This is a genomic window from Epilithonimonas bovis DSM 19482, from assembly GCF_900108115.1.
Lineage (GTDB): Bacteria > Bacteroidota > Bacteroidia > Flavobacteriales > Weeksellaceae > Epilithonimonas > Epilithonimonas bovis.
In genome coordinates this window covers 1-15,041 of record NZ_FTPU01000052.1, presented here as the reverse complement: position 1 = coordinate 15,041, position 15,041 = coordinate 1, and the positions used below count along the sequence as shown (strand labels likewise).

Sequence of the window (15,041 nt, the reverse complement as noted above, 5' to 3'; positions counted from 1 at the left end):
ATAGACCAATTCCCATTTCGGAAAATCACCAGGCAACATCCTCCATTGGCAACCGGTTTTCACCAAATACATTATGGCGTTCCAAATGGTTCTTAAATCATATTTTCGCTTTCTGTCATTGAGGTTCAAAGTTTTTTTTATAAATTGCCACTGATTGTCAGAAATGTTTGTCGAGTAATTTTTCACTGTAATTTAATTGATTAGTAACCAACAAGTTACGGAAAATAAACAACATAAACAACTGACAATCAGTTTTTTTATAAGATTATTTTATAAAATAAACGCCATACGAATTTTTCTAATTTAATTTTTAAACAGGCTCTAATATTTTTTATATTTTTTTTTTTTTAGAGAGGACGTGAAAAAAAACTTGTGTTAAGCTTCTTTCTAGACTATATGGAACAAAACCACTCATTCAAATCCTTAAATTTGTGGTATATCAAAGAGCAATCTTCAACATTTTTGTATTGATTTTTAATCTTTGATTTAACCGATTTCCCATTCTTATCATTGTCTAGAAAAAGTGAAATCTTGTCATATTGTTTTAGTTTTTCTTCCGCCATGAAAAGCATTGCCGTTGAATTAAGAATCAAAAAATCACAGTTTGAATTATCTGATTTTTCTAAATTACGGTAAGTGAGATAATCGAAAAAACCTTCAAAAACCACTATTTCGTTCTTGGATTTCTTATCATTAACAATCAAAGTCACATCCTTTTTTCCTAGACAGATTTTGGAATGTAGATTGCGAATCTCAAAACCTTCGGAATTATTCTGAAATCCAATTCCGAAATATTTTCTTCCTTTCAATTCGTAGTGAATTTCCTTAACCCTATGCTTTTGCTCAAAAACTCTTCGGGACTTCAGATACTGAATTAATGCAGGATGCTGGATTTCTTTGATTTCTAAAATCTGATTGCATGTTTGACCAGTAGTTTCGTGATATTTTATTTCATTTTGAACTCTAAAATCCAATGTTGAAAGGCATTTCAATGCTTCTGAAACGGAACATTTCTTTATCTGTTGGACAATTGAAATCACATCGTAACTTTTTGCATTTCCAAAATCGAACGCCTTGTTTTTGACAAAATCGACCGCCAGACTTGGAATTTTTTCCTCCCGGTCCAACGCAAAATAAAACGCAGTTTTCGGATTTTCTTTGACCGGAAACAGCCCGAACGATTCCAAAACAGACCGAATTCCGACTTTTTGTTTGATGTTTTGGCAATTCATTTTTTTTTCTTTTAATGCAAATTACATATCCACATTTCCCTTTTAAATAAAAAAAGACTTTTAATCTCTACTTTTAAATTACTTTTAGTAAACGCCATTTTCCTTTTATCACTAAGAGTTTAAATGTTTTTTTCGGTGAGTGCAATTCCGAAATCTGGTGAGTGCAATTCCGAAATCGGGGTGAGTGCAATTCCGAAATAAAGCTTGTTTTGGGGTGAGTGCAATTCCGAATGGATTTTTAAGTTTTTTGTCGAAAACCATAGTTATCCACAAAACAGAAGGTTATCCACAATTTTTGTTTGATTTGAATTTTCTGGTGAGTGCAATTCCGAATTCGATGATGTTATTTTGGTGCTTTTTAACATTTCTTTAACTTTAGTGAGTGCAATTCCGAATTCTCGGTGAGTGCAATTCCGAAATCAGACAATCATCGGGTAACCATTTGGCAATAGTTCACTCATTTTCGTATTTCTGTATAATTGCTTGATGTGTTCCTGAATCTCAATAAGAAATCTTTGACCTTGAAAATCGGTCGAAGCTATCTTTTTCATTCTGCAGTTCTTGATAAATTCCTTAAATGCTTTCTCAATAAGTTCTCTTGTCTGGGGAATATTTTCGTACTGGTGGTAAAACTGAGTTGTTTCGGCTTTCTTTAATCCGTATCGTTTTTTTAAGTAGATTAATCTTCGGTTAATTTTATGACTTTGGTTAAAATTCTCTTGCTTTGATTCCAAAAGTTTTTTTGCTTCTTCAGATGTATGAGGAAACCCTTTGATTGAGATAGGAACAACAAATATGGAATCCCTTTCATACCTGTATTGGAAAGAAAAACTATTATATTTGTCGAGATTGATTTTAATGGGTTTTAGAAATTTAAAGCAGAAATCTTTTGTATTCTTATAATTCAACCCAAACTTTTTATTAAAACTGGACAGCTTCAGCATCGTTCCCGATTCGGGAATTTTTGAAAGCCAAATTGCGAAAATAATATGCTTGTTGTTTCTGATATTATAGACCAGATGATATAGAACATAATTGTATTTGGGAATAACCAGTAGTTTTTTCAGCCAGTAACTGCTAATCAAAAAAGTAGTAAATCCTCTTTGGTCGTATGTGGGCGTAGAAATCAGTCCACCAAATGTTTTGATTTCTTTCCCCTTTGAATTAAGCGATTTATACCATCCCATCTTAAATTTGGCGAGAAATTCATACGCATCAACAACCTGTTTTGTGGAACCGCTCGGAGAAATTTTACTATTCCGGATTTTGATGGAGGCAAAAATATTATTTTCGGTCTCAAATTCTTCATTAAAAAGAGATAGTTGCTTCGGACGGTCTTCGGGACGAAACTGTTCATTGCCGATAATGGCAACAATATTGAAAATTACCCGAAGCGCATTGATTGGGATGTCCGCCGCTTGATGGTCATCAAAGATAAAGTCGTCCACGAACTGGTTTCCCAGCCGAATCTTGTGGGGAACTTTTTCTCCATTGTCCTCGAACTTCTTTCGGACATGGCGTAAATCTTTTTCGGATAAAGACATTTTTTATACTTGATGTTCCTGATTTATTATTTCCTTATTTCAGATGGTAATTATTTGGTTCGAATGGTTTTCTTTAATTTTATTTTCTCACTTTTCAGTGTTTTGCTTCTATCACTGAGATTGTAATGTTTATGACCATCAAAACCAGTTGCTTTGAACACCCTTTTTTCAGCTTTGCCTATATTGGGAATTCTCACTTTCTGGATACCCAGATATTCGTAAGATATTCTATTGATGGTTACTTTTTGACCAGGTTTTAAGTCAGATATTTTCATTGTTTTAAGTTTTTACGATTTTAATATTTGTTCGAGATTAAATCGATTTTTTATTGATTTCAGGATGTTTTTGGCCGTTTGATGTTTGGAATCGAATCGACGGAAACGGTATCATCTATTTGACTATTCTTCAAATAAGGCAGGATGCTTTTCAAAGAGGATTTCCAGTTGGAAATGGGTCTTCCTGAACTGTTCCTCCAGTCGTTTTCTAGCCACGAATGATATTTTTCTTCAATTACAGCATCGAAAAGAGGCTGATAATCCTCTAAAGTGGTTGCAAACTGAGTAAATTCTTCCAATTCGGGGATAATTTTTGACTTGCTGATTTTGGAAGTATGAGTAATGGAAACTTTATCACTGGATTTACTTATTTTGGGAACAACTTCATCAGACGAATGGTTTCTCTTTAAAATTTTCTGTTTTTCAACAATCTCCAAACTTGGTACTTTTTCGATTTTTTCCTTCTCTATTTTCTCCAGTATGGGAATATCAGATAAGTAATTTAACAGAATTCTGTAATTACAAGTAAATCCACTTTTGGACTCAAATTCAACAAGACCCAACTCGCGAAGTTTATCTTTGGTCGGTTTTACGGTTTTTCTCGTTATTCCCAATGCATTACCGAGTGCAACATCGGAAATAACGACCTTATAACTATCGTTGTCCTTTCCTAATTTCAAAAGGTACAGATACAGCGAAATTGCCGAAGAGCCAAGTCTTACCTTCTGATTGAAGTCCCAAAATCGGTCGATAAGTTCCAAGTAATACATTTCTAACTGCTTGCAAAAAGTTCTATAGCCTTTTTCTTGTCGATAATGATGATGTTTCCTTTCTGAATGATGGCTTCATCCAAAATTCCTGAAGATTTAATCTTGGATGCTTTTGAAACGGAACAGCCCAGAATTTTTGCCAAACCTTTTAAACCGTATTCATACATATTTTCAGAATTTAAATTTTTAGATATCTCTAAAAATTCTTTTACGGTCAGATTGCAAAGAGGTGTTTGTGGGGTTATGTTTTCCATCAGCTGTTATCTTTAAAAAGTTCTAATGCTTTTTCCGAATCAATGATAATTTTTCTCCCATTTTGAATGATGGCTTCATCAAAAATTCCCTTACTTTTCAATTTTCCTGCATGATTTTTAGAGCATCCCAATATTCTTGCTAATCCAGAAAGACCGTAAACATACTTTTCATTAAATACCTTTTCTTGTGTGGGGTTTTCTGATGATTCTTGTTTTCTGGCATCTAAAATTTCCACAAATTCTCCTATGGTCAATTGCCAAATTGGTCTATTATAATCTTCCATTTTGAAATTTTTATTGTAATTTATTCTAAAAAAATACTTATTTGTATATATTTAACTATATTTGTATTGCAAATATAGAATAAATATTGAAATATATCTATATTTTAATCTCAAAAACAAAAAAATTTTAAAGATGACTATAACTGAAAGATTGCAAAATTACATGACCTACAAAGGGTTAAACCCCAATAAAATCACTGTTGAAGCTGGTTTGTCTGTTGGTTTAATTGGCAGAGCTATAAAAAACAACTCGGGACTCAACTCAGATACTATTGAAAAAATACTATACACTTATCCCGATTTGAATCCGGAGTGGTTTATTTCGGAATCTGGTGAAATGCTAAAAACCAACAACCAAAACATTAATAATAATGGCTCAGGAAATAATGTAAACAGCAACATTAATGGAAATATTAGTGGAAATGTTACTATTTCGCATAGCGAGTTTTCTAATATGATAGAACTTCAAAAAGGCTATCAAGAAATACAAAAAGAACTAACAGAAAGATTGAAAACCAGTCAAGAGCAACTATCGGACAGCATGAGACAGGTTACTATACTTCTTGAAATTTTAAAAAAATAACTATGAAGAGGATTTTAATAATTAGTGCTATTTTATTTGGGGGAATCGTGATTGCTCAGCAGAAGAAAAATGCTTTTAATAATTGGAAAAGTAGAGATGGAGAAATCGCACAAAAGGTTTTTACAAAATATCAGGAAAAAGAAAATAAGAAAATAGAAGATGAAAAAGCAGATTTGATAAAAACTCAAAGAAAGTTGAAAATTGAGATAGTAAATGCGGGGGACTTTGAGAAATACAATCAAAACATGTGGCTTCGTATTGTAAAAGTGAATAGTGGAAATATAGAACAGATTGTTAGTAAAAGTAATACGGAAATTTCAGTTGTTACAAATACAATGGGAAAGAATAATTGGAAAGATGAAGCGGGAGGCTTTAATTATAAATCTTTCAATGAGTTGATGAAGATTTCCCAAGAGTTTACAAATTATAGAAATGAAGCAGGATTATCAGAAAATTCATTAAAGCCCATTGAATTTATTGAAACCAGCGAGCCTGTTTTATATTTCTCTTTAAAAATCTATACCCATAAAGGCGGTTCAGAACAAACAACTTCTTCAACATTGTCCAAAACAATAAATATTTATGCCGATAACCAACTTATAAAAACTTTAAAATACTCCTTAGATGACTTGATTAAAGCAGAAGGAGTGTCAATACGGGACTTTAAATTGGGTTCTATTGAAAGTAGATAATCAATTTTTTCTAATATGAATATAAAATATCACGCTCAATTTCTTCTTGATAGGGAAAAAGACAACCCTACTGCAAAACTGCGATATCGCATTAAGTGGGATGGCAACATTGTGGCTTTCAATTTGGGATATAGGGTAGAAGTACAAAAATGGAGCACAGAAACACAACGCTGTAAAGCAAATACAACTCATGGAAACAAAAAAGTCTCGGCAAGTGTTATAAATAGAAAGATACAGTTATTTGAATCCGCTTGTGAGAAAACTTTTCAGAAATATGAAATTGATGATTTGATACCTAACCAAGACCAGTTTAGGGAATGGTTTAATGTTGAGATTGGAAGAACGCCTAAGGAAGAACTGAAATCTGAAAAGAATTTTTTTGAGATATATGATATGTTTGTTAATGAAGAATCAATTAACAGTCAATGGAATTTCAGGACTCTTCAAAAAATGAAAACGCAGAAAAAAGTATTGGAAGAATTTGACCATGATATTTCGTTTGAGAAATTTAATGAGCAATATCTTTCAAATTATCAGCGATATTTAGAAGGGAAGAATCACAAGAATTCAACAATTTCAAAAGAGCTTGCTGCATTGAAGTGGTTTTTGAAATGGGCTATGAAGAAAGGTTATACAAAAAGTGGAGAGTTTGAAAAGTTTAAACCAAAAATTAAAAATGTTCAAAAGAAAATCATTTTTTTGAACAAGTCTGAGTTAAAGAGATTTACTGAATATGAAATACCTACGGATAAAAGCTATCTTGAAAAAATAAGAGATGTTTTTTTATTTCAATGCTTTACGGGATTGAGATATTCGGATGTGTTTAATTTGAAAAGATCTGATGTAAAGGACGGTTACTTAGAGATAACAACACTCAAAACAGCAGATAATTTGATAATAGAATTGAATAGTTATAGCCGAAAACTTCTAAACAAATATATCGATGTAGAATTTGAGCATAATAAAGCTTTGCCTGTAATCAGTAATCAAAAAATGAACGATTATTTAAAAGAACTAGCTGAATTAGCTGAGATAGATGAACTAGTTACCCAAACTTATTTTAAAGGTAATGAAAGGATTGAAGAAGTTTTACCAAAATATTCACTTATGAGTACTCATGCTGGAAGGAGAACCTTTGTTTGCAATGCTTTGTCTTTGGGAATTCCACCTCAAGTGGTTATGAAATGGACAGGACATAGTGATTATAAGGCAATGAAGCCATATATTGATATTGCTGATGAAATAAAAGCAACAGCTATGGAGAAGTTTGATTCTTTTTAACGAAAATCTTTCTCGCCTAATAAGTGAATGAACAAAAATTCCTTGAAAGAAAAGTTTTTTTTAATAAGTTTAAAGTATCTTTGAAGATTGTGTACTAATTGTATGTAGTAATATTACAATTTATTTTATATCTTTTTGCATAGATTTGTTATTCCACTATAAATCAAAAAAGTATTGATTTTAACAGAAATCGATATTTTCTTCGTAGAACAGACGGTAGATTTGTTGGTGAGGTAACCTCTGTGCAGATTAATGTCAACAAACTTTCAGATAGTTCAAGTGTTTTCAGTTATCAACATACAGAATATGATTTAGTTCATTTGCAAAATAACGTGCATTATCAAGGCCTTTCTAATCAGGTGAAAGAACAGGTTCGTCTGTGCTTTCAGGAACTTGAACCATCAAATATAATTTCGGTAATGCAGGATGAACCAAGAGAAGCACCAATAAATTATTATGTGTGTGATGCCTACAAATTAAAGCGCGATATACAAAACCCCAATTGTTACGGACATTTGGTAATAAGGGCTCTTATTGAAATTTTATATCAGATGCGGAACGTTCTTTTTCATGGTGAGTTAGTTCCTAATCTTGAAGCCCAAAAAGCATACAATAGTGCCTTTCATTTATTAAGAATAATTCTTGAAAAAATAAGATAGTATGCAGCAAAATTCTACAGATGAAGAAATAATTTCAAAACTTGAAAAAAAGCCTAACAGTATTTTAAAAGTAGGATCGATTTCTTTTGGAATATCAATATTTATAATACTCTTTTTACCTTGGATAGTAACACAGTGTAGCAGCTGTTTGTCATTTAAAATTGACAAGCCTAACGAAATAGGAGATACCATTGGTGGTATTATGGGACCGAGTGTTGCAATCATTGCAGCAATGCTAACTTTTATAGCATTTTGGGCACAATATGATGCGAACATTGAGCAACGGAAACAGTTTCTTTTAAATCAGAAATCACAACAAGATGATGCAAAAATACAGGAAACACGTTTTTTGGATGCCCAAAATCGTATCAGCAAAGAGCAATTCGAGAATAAATATTATAATCTTTTAGAAATTCATCGTGAAAACACAAGAGAGATTTCAATTGGAGATAAATACGCGGGTGTTAAAGTCTTTTATCCTCTTGTTCAGGAGTTGAAATGTGCTTACGAAATATTATATAACAAATATCTCCTTTTTGATTCTTTCGATTCTAACCCCTCTAATTATACTGAGGAAGAACTCTACCAATTAGCCTACTTAATTTTTTTCTTTGGGATCAATAATAGTAATAACCCTTTGTTTAAAGAATTAATGAGTGATAGGTTGTTTTCTATTTATGAGGAGGTAAAAGAAATGTTTTTATTAATTGAAGAAACGGATTACGAATATCTTTCAAATGAAAGACGTACTTTTTGGATAAGGTTTAGGTATCGTGCTTTCATTGGTCATTCTTCAGAATTAAGCCATTATGTTCGCCACCTTTTTCAAATAGTGAAGTTTGTAGATGATCAGCCAACTGAATTACTTTCAGACGATGAAAAATACAATTATATTACCAACTTAAGAGCGCAGTTAACAAGTCACGAACAACTTTTTATATATTATAATGCCCTTAGTGTGTTGGGATATCCGTGGTTGGGCAAAAGCAGTTCTAATTCCGTTAATTATTTAGAAAAATATTGTATTGTTAAATCTTTACCGTTGCCACTGTGCGATTTCTACAAGCACCCACTTGAAAATCAGGTTCTGCCTGAATATAATTCACAAGGAAAACCAATGTTTGAATGGATAGAAATTAAAGAACGATTAAGCAACTTAAATTAATCCAAATGAATAGCGTCTACGACAGTATGTCAAAAGCAGAATTGGAAGTCTGCAATTTCTTAAAAGAACTTAAAATATTTTGGACATTCGAGCAACCTGTATTTCTTACAGATGATGGCAATCGCCCACGCATATTTTGTCCGGATTTTTACCTGCCTGAATTGGGAATTTACATTGAGGTAATCGGTAATCCCGGTCTAAATGACTATGGAAGACGTGAAGAAATCTATTGCAAGAATAATATTCTAATCATTTTTATAAAGCCTTTTAATCATATAGGGTGGCGAGAATATTTAGTCGATGAAATTGTTGCGATTCACCAGGATAGATATCAGAAAATTAAAAGGATACAATCGCATTGGTAACTACATGAAAAAGTTTGAAGACCTTTTGCTAATTACTGATATTTCTAATCTTACAGGTAAAGAACAGGTAGAAATTGTTGGAGAATTGTTTGATCTTTCTTTTGATAATAATAGTATCTCAGGTATTAGTAAAGCTTTTGATTTAATTGGTCAGATTCAAATAGAAGAATTATCAGCCCCTTTGCAAACGTTGCTTTATTACGATATTGCAAACGGCTACGGCTATTTGCGTAAATTAAAATATTTCAACACACCCGATTCCTGGAATTTTGAAATGGAAGAAATTTCACATGAGGTATTCCATCTTCGAAAAGCAATTGCATCTCTAGGATTTGAAGAAATAGATGACTTAAGGAAATGTCAGATTTATACTAATCTTGGTAATACTTTTTCTTTTATAGGCAGGTTTATTGAAGCGCAGGAATATTGGCGCAAGGCATTAAATATTTTCCCTAATTTTCCAATGGCATTAGCAAATAGTGGACATGGCTTAATGTTTTATTCAAATCAAATTTTTGACAATTCACATAAGTTATATTTTATTAACTACGGCTACCATAAAATCAAAGAAGCATTACACTTTAAGGAATATCTTGAAGGTGATGCTGCAAATCAATTTCACAAGATAAAATCGTATATGGATGCTACTTATGATGTAAAAATCCTTTCAGAACAGTTTAATTTAAACAGTTTTGAATTTGGTGATAATGAAAAACTGAACAATTACCGATATTGGTGTTTAGAAAATTACCTTTACATTAATCCTTTAAACGATTTGGGAGCGTCTAAATTTGCTTCTCACGATTGCTTGAATTTGCCATCTTTAATCTTAGAAACCAAAGCGCCACCAACATATTTCACACTTTACAATCAACTTAAGCAGGAATTTGCAACTGCAAGATATTTCTATTACAAATCAGTCGTTTTTCAAGATCCTCATTTTTCAGACGAAGATGTAGTAATTGTAGATACTATGGAAAGTGCTTTGTTTTCTTACAATCTTGAACTCGCTAAAAGTGCTTTTCGCAACACCTATTCAATTTTAGATAAAATTGCATATTTCCTAAATGATTATTTGAAACTGGGAAACAACTACAATCGCGTAAACTTTAGAAGTGTTTGGTTCAAGAAAGATAACAAAACATTACATGAGCATTTTCAAAACTCTCAAAATTGGGCTTTAAGAGGGTTATTCTGGTTAAGTAAAGATTTTTTCATTAAAGAACATGATGAGGTGTTAGATCCAGATTCAAAACAGATTGCCGAATTACGAAACTCTATTGAGCACAAAGGCCTGAAAATAATGTATGATACTTATTTGTATAGTAATTTCTTTAATGCTGACAAAGAAATTATTTTTATAATAAACCGTGATGATTTTGAAAGTAAAACTTTGCGGTTGTTAAAAACAGTTCGAGCTGCGATAATGTATCTTGCTTTTATTATTAATTATGAAGAAGGTCAAAAAGAAAGTAATGGTCTGCCGACACTTCCAATGAATTTAAGCGAAGTTCCGATTTATATGAAATTCTAACTTTAAAGTTTATAAAATTGTTAAATTAAATGATAAATAAAACTTTGTGGTTTAATTTTTGTTTTATATCTTTGCGCAAAGATTACAACCTTGGCCACCAAAGATGAAGTATCACAGTTTCTTAAAGAACTGAAGTCTGTAAGCGCTGCAGGCGAAATTTTCTTTATCGACAGGCAGGTAAACACCCAAACACTCGCAGAGTTAGAGATTAAAGCACTTGAAAGAAAAGCTTATATCGAAAAGCTTGTTCTGGAAGACTATTCCGAAGGTCCGTTAGATAACGATCAGTATGGCATAGAACCCATGTGGGTTTTCGGAAAGAAAGTCAAAGAAAAGGAAGTATACATTAAAATTACAATTACCGCGCTTAATGTAATATGTATTCTTTCCATACCTCACAGTATCCTATGAACTATCCATTTAAGTGAGAACATTATGAAAAGTCCTTTCACGGGAAAAGAAATGAAACTACAAAAAGAATCAAGAAAAGTAAGTTTCAGAAAACAGGAAATCGAATACACAAACCTTAGTTATTATTGTGAAGACACGAAACAAAGTGTGGTAACCACAGAATTAGATGAAGTTAACCTTCGTCAGATTTATAACAAATACCGGGAATTGAATAACATTCCGTTCCCGGAAGAAATTAAAAAACTTCGTCAGAAATATGGCTTGTCTGCTGCAAAAATGAGCGAACTGTTTGGTTTTGGTCCTAATCAGTATGCTCTCTATGAAAATGGAGAAATTCCCAGTATTTCGAATGCAAAGGCAATACGTTTAGCGGACAGTCCTTTTGTTTTCAAAAACATGTTGGAAAGCAATAAAGCAATAATTAAGGAGAAAGACTATAAATCAATAATTACAAAAATCAATGCAAAACTTGTAGGTTTTGAAGATGATTTTTCCTTTGAAGAGTTTTTATTGGGTGGTAAAGAACCAAGCCCCTTTACGGGTTACAAATCGCCGGATTATAACAGGTTAGCAACCATGGTTGCATACTTTGCTAAAAATTTGAAACCACAAAAAACATTATTAAATAAATTACTTTTTTATTCTGATTTTTTGCAATATAAAAATTTTGGTTCTTCAATATCAGGTTGCCGATACGCAGCCATAGCAAGAGGTCCGGTTCCGGATAACTTCAGAAGTCTTTTTGAAAAAATGGAAAAGGATAGTTTTGTAAAAATAAAATACATAGAATATCCGGATGGTAAAGTAGGCGAACAGTTCCTTTTAGGAGACGAGAAGCTTTCAGATTGGCAGTCGTTTTCGGAAGATGAACTAAAAACATTGCAAAATGTTTGTAGATTTTTTAAAGGGAAAACTACCAAAGAAGTGGTGGAGATTAGTCATAAAGAAACAGCGTGGCTTAAAAATCAGGAAGACAATGCCTTGATTGATTATACTTACGCTTTTGATTTAAGTTCATTTTAATTTATCCGTGATTTTTACAGCTTAGAATGGAAGAGCATGAAAAAATTTACGATGAATGGAAAAAAGATCTCCCGGTCAAGGTACAGGAAAATTTTGAAATAATTTGTGATATATCCGGTAAAATCAATTCTTTAGATCTAATTAGCTATTTGGCATTTTATAATGCGTTGCACAATGGCAATGAATATTCAGATTATAGGGAAGATAAACACTTTTTTGTTGCAGAAGCTGTTGCAATTCACTGCCTGAAAAAACCGATTATTGAACAAACTATCATTTCCGAAGATGAACTACCGTTTGCTTTCGAGAAAATTCAAGAAGCCGCTTTACGCTTCTGTTTTCTTAGTGATGCTATTTCCATGTCTGAAAAACCAATGGATAAAAGTTTATTGTCCGAAATTAATTTGACTTTACAAAGAGAGTCGGCTAATATAAGAAATCCCGGTCATCCTGAACATCATTTATCTTTTTCTAAAATACTTTACAAACCATTTAATGATAAAATAGAAAAAATATTCGGGTTTTCACACGATACAACAATAATTATAAGAAAGAAAATTGTTGAATTTTTACGTAAAAAATATGCCACTGCATCTGATGAAACAATAGAAAAAGGTAAAGTACTTGCAAAGCAATTAATAAAATATAAAAAAGGAGTTGTTGGGGCAGAAAGTATTGGATCAAATATTGTTAACCTCGAAGAAGTAATAAATAAGCGTGAAATCGACATTCGAGATTTGTGCATTAAGCATAGTCTTACGCAACTCTACAAAAATTTTAGTAAATGCTATGTTTTCACAGTTGATGAACTTGCGGAATTCTGCGATATTGATGTAACAGAAGTAAAAAATTTTCTAAATACTTATTCTTGTCAATTCCTGGAAATCCCTGAAAATGAAAAGATTTATCAACCTTTGAACTATCTGCATCATAAACCTATTATCAAGCACAATGAAAGTTATTTAATTCCTTCAATCCCCCTTTTTAATTGGGCGGTGGAAGAGGTTTACAAAAAGGAATTCCGCAAACACACAAAATTATTTGATAGGTATACAAAGATTAAACACGATTTTCTATTAGATACTGGTGTAGATTACTTTTCCTCACTTTTACCAGAATCAAAAATCTATAAGAATGTCTTTTATTATGACGGTGAAAATAGATATGAGACTGACGATATTATTGTTTTTGATAATTATGTATTTGTTATTGAAGCAAAAGCAAATGTTATTTCTGAAAAAGCAAAATCCGGTCATAAAGATAAAACAAAGGATCACTTAAATGATTTAATAAAAAAATCATATGATCAGGCAGTTCGAACAATTGATTTTATTGAAATTGGTGCAGATTTTTATGATAAAAATGGGAAATTAATTGTAATTGAAAAGCCGCGAAATGCTGTTTTTCAATTAGTCAGTTTAACTCTAGAACCTTTAGGCAACATCATTCCTAAAATAAAAACTGATGACGAATTAAATTTTTTTTCTGAGAAATATTTTCCGTGGATCATAAGTTTGTATGATTTAATTTCTATAAATGATTTTTTCGAAACCCCTTCTCTATTATTTCATTATTTAGATTCTAGATCAAGATTTTTGGAGTACAATGATGCACACATATATGAAGAAATGGATTTAGTGGGATATTTTATTAGTAGAGGAGGTTTAGATTTGGATCGATTTATTGAAAAAGCGAAAAATGAAGGAGCCAATTATGTATACTTTGATAATGAAACTGACTTTATAAACAATTATTATATGCATCTTTTTGAAGGTAGACCTATTAAGAAACCTTCATATTTCAAAAATTTAAAATTTAAAGAATTAATATCAAAAATTGATAATTCATCTATTCCATGTAAATCATTGGTTTCATTAAAGCTGTTAAGTTTTAATCGTAATTCAATAAATGACTTGATGCAGAAAATTGAAAAAATTAAGAAAATGTATTACAAAGATGATGAATTGCATGATGCTTCGATTTTTACAATGTCAGATGGAGGATTTGGTTTTACATTCATGATTGGTAATGATTACGAATTACTTGAAAAAAGACTAGATCAATATATTTCGTTTAAGAAAAATCAAATGTTTGCTAAAACATGGGTTGGAATCGCTGAGTATAAAAATGAAATTAGAATTATAAAGATATTAAGTTAATCCCCGCTCTTCCCCAGCAAGTTACATAATGAACATTATACGCACAGTCCAACGCAACGGGGAGTTCGTCCTTTACGGTATGCAGTCCAAAGCAAATTCCAAAACATTCTGCAAACCTTCATTCCCTCACAAGCCAATGCCAAGTGCCTATAATGTGGCATTATGTAAAATGCTTTCCTTTTGTTTGGGCGAAGCCCGCACAATCCACCGCCTTCCAGCCGCCGGTGTCATTATAATTTAGAAGATAAGTTTCCCAAATCAAAACCTTCAAATCCCCGCCACCCATTCAAGGATGCAGAAAAATGGTACAGACTGTTTCGGGATTTTCCAAGTTCCTTCAGCCACTGCACGGACAAGTCGTCCAGTCGCTTTCGTCACCGCGCACAGTCGTATTCCATACTGAAAGAAAATACCTTTCCAAAAAACTTCCAGCACCCATCGCCCCACTTCCAGCAACAAAAAGCATTTTCTTTCAGCATTCCATTCACAAGCCTTTTACCCGATGTATTGCCAAAGGAAAAGCGCATAGCCCGTATGAATTTGGGAATAAGGTAGGTTTGATAACCACCGCCAACAAAGGCAAGAAAATCATTCTCGGGATTAAAGCGTTTTTGCAAACTCCTTACGATGGTCACACCATAGAACCACTTTTGGAACAGATGGAAACCGGTGGTCAAAAGCTCCCAAAAGAACTCGTTTACGATAGAGGTGGCAGAGGAAAATCAGAAATAAAGGGCGTGAAAATCTCCATCCCAAGCACTCCAAGAAAAAAAGACACTGCTTATCAAAAGCAGACAAAGCGCAAAAAAT

At 32.4% G+C, this 15,041-nt stretch carries 17 protein-coding genes and 1 pseudogene; 11 read left to right on the top strand and 7 right to left on the bottom strand.

The genetic code is table 11. From position 1 onward, the window contains the following. From B0B05_RS14990 to B0B05_RS14960, 7 genes are all read right to left on the bottom strand, one after another. On the bottom strand, positions 1-186 hold a 186-nt coding region (locus B0B05_RS14990), incomplete at its 3' end, for a transposase (protein WP_143745972.1). A gap of 206 nt (positions 187-392) precedes the next feature. Continuing rightward, positions 393-1,232: a toprim domain-containing protein gene (locus B0B05_RS14985; protein WP_076784402.1), complete on the bottom strand. Its 840-nt coding sequence runs from the start codon at positions 1,230-1,232 to the stop codon at positions 393-395. A 419-nt stretch (positions 1,233-1,651) separates the two neighbouring features. Beyond that, positions 1,652-2,776 carry a hypothetical protein gene (locus B0B05_RS14980; protein ID WP_076784401.1) on the bottom strand — a complete coding sequence of 375 codons (1,125 nt, stop codon included), beginning with the start codon at positions 2,774-2,776 and terminating at the stop codon, positions 1,652-1,654. A gap of 50 nt (positions 2,777-2,826) precedes the next feature. Beyond that, a complete protein-coding gene (locus B0B05_RS14975; protein WP_076784400.1) occupies positions 2,827-3,051 on the bottom strand; it encodes a hypothetical protein in 225 nt (74 codons plus the stop codon). Between the two features lie 59 nt (positions 3,052-3,110). Beyond that, complete coding sequence (locus B0B05_RS14970; protein WP_076784399.1) at positions 3,111-3,821, bottom strand: ribonuclease H family protein; 711 nt, start codon at positions 3,819-3,821, stop codon at positions 3,111-3,113. 2 nt (positions 3,822-3,823) lie between these two features. Continuing rightward, a complete protein-coding gene (locus tag B0B05_RS14965) occupies positions 3,824-4,075 on the bottom strand; it encodes a DUF3853 family protein (protein ID WP_031504010.1) in 252 nt (83 codons plus the stop codon). Then, positions 4,075-4,359, bottom strand: coding sequence for a DUF3853 family protein (locus B0B05_RS14960; RefSeq protein ID WP_024564040.1), 285 nt, complete (start codon positions 4,357-4,359; stop codon positions 4,075-4,077). Before B0B05_RS14960 ends, B0B05_RS14965 begins: the two co-directional genes overlap by 1 nt. Positions 4,360-4,492: 133 nt before the next feature. On the opposite strand from B0B05_RS14960, the gene B0B05_RS14955 reads away from it, so the two are divergent. From B0B05_RS14955 to B0B05_RS14905, 11 genes and pseudogenes are all read left to right on the top strand, one after another. Further along, positions 4,493-4,942 (top strand): hypothetical protein, encoded by a 450-nt coding sequence (locus tag B0B05_RS14955; protein ID WP_088264813.1) that lies wholly within the window; start codon positions 4,493-4,495, stop codon positions 4,940-4,942. 2 nt (positions 4,943-4,944) lie between these two features. Continuing rightward, a complete protein-coding gene (locus B0B05_RS14950) occupies positions 4,945-5,634 on the top strand; it encodes a hypothetical protein (RefSeq protein WP_076784398.1) in 690 nt (229 codons plus the stop codon). 15 nt (positions 5,635-5,649) lie between these two features. Beyond that, positions 5,650-6,915 (top strand): site-specific integrase, encoded by a 1,266-nt coding sequence (locus tag B0B05_RS14945; RefSeq protein WP_076784397.1) that lies wholly within the window; start codon positions 5,650-5,652, stop codon positions 6,913-6,915. A gap of 242 nt (positions 6,916-7,157) precedes the next feature. After that, positions 7,158-7,574 carry a hypothetical protein gene (locus B0B05_RS14940; RefSeq protein WP_076784396.1) on the top strand — a complete coding sequence of 139 codons (417 nt, stop codon included), beginning with the start codon at positions 7,158-7,160 and terminating at the stop codon, positions 7,572-7,574. Position 7,575: 1 nt separating this feature from the next. Beyond that, complete coding sequence (locus B0B05_RS14935) at positions 7,576-8,739, top strand: putative phage abortive infection protein (RefSeq protein ID WP_076784395.1); 1,164 nt, start codon at positions 7,576-7,578, stop codon at positions 8,737-8,739. A 5-nt stretch (positions 8,740-8,744) separates the two neighbouring features. Further along, the gene (locus B0B05_RS14930) at positions 8,745-9,104 is read left to right on the top strand and encodes a hypothetical protein (RefSeq protein WP_143746048.1); all 360 of its coding nucleotides are present in this window, start codon (positions 8,745-8,747) and stop codon (positions 9,102-9,104) included. A gap of 4 nt (positions 9,105-9,108) precedes the next feature. Further along, positions 9,109-10,638 (top strand): LA2681 family HEPN domain-containing protein, encoded by a 1,530-nt coding sequence (locus tag B0B05_RS14925; protein ID WP_076784393.1) that lies wholly within the window; start codon positions 9,109-9,111, stop codon positions 10,636-10,638. 90 nt (positions 10,639-10,728) lie between these two features. Continuing rightward, positions 10,729-11,049, top strand: a complete 321-nt coding sequence (locus B0B05_RS14920; RefSeq protein ID WP_084173997.1) for a hypothetical protein — start codon at positions 10,729-10,731, stop codon at positions 11,047-11,049. Positions 11,050-11,073: 24 nt separating this feature from the next. Further along, positions 11,074-12,072, top strand: coding sequence for a type II TA system antitoxin MqsA family protein (locus B0B05_RS14915; RefSeq protein WP_076784392.1), 999 nt, complete (start codon positions 11,074-11,076; stop codon positions 12,070-12,072). A gap of 26 nt (positions 12,073-12,098) precedes the next feature. Beyond that, positions 12,099-14,231, top strand: coding sequence for a hypothetical protein (locus B0B05_RS14910; RefSeq protein WP_076784391.1), 2,133 nt, complete (start codon positions 12,099-12,101; stop codon positions 14,229-14,231). Between the two features lie 302 nt (positions 14,232-14,533). After that, positions 14,534-15,041 (top strand): annotated as a pseudogene (locus B0B05_RS14905) (hypothetical protein); the annotation flags it as partial.